A 232-nucleotide genomic window follows, 5' to 3' on the forward strand; every position below is an offset into this window, starting at 1 on the left:
TGGGGTGAAGTCGTAACAAGGTAGCCGTATCGGAAGGTGCGGCTGGATCACCTCCTTTCTAAGGATTTTTCGGAATCATTCCCTTGGGGAATGAAACATTAACGGTTGCTGTTCAGTTTTGAAGGTTTATGATGAATTTTATATACTTCTAAGAGGGCCTATAGCTCAGCTGGTTAGAGCGCACGCCTGATAAGCGTGAGGTCGATGGTTCGAGTCCATTTAGGCCCACCAT

1 tRNA gene and 1 rRNA gene are annotated in these 232 nt (G+C 46.6%); both read left to right on the top strand.

Features of this window, described 5'->3' with window-relative positions:
• Nucleotides 1-58: ribosomal RNA gene (locus tag M3166_RS19265) — 16S ribosomal RNA — on the top strand; the annotation flags it as partial.
• A gap of 96 nt (nucleotides 59-154) precedes the next feature.
• Nucleotides 155-231, top strand: a tRNA-Ile gene (locus M3166_RS19270).
• Nucleotide 232: the final 1 nt, after the last annotated feature.

The sequence above is a fragment of the Solibacillus isronensis genome (assembly GCF_023715405.1).
Classification (GTDB): Bacteria; Bacillota; Bacilli; order Bacillales_A; family Planococcaceae; genus Solibacillus; species Solibacillus isronensis_B.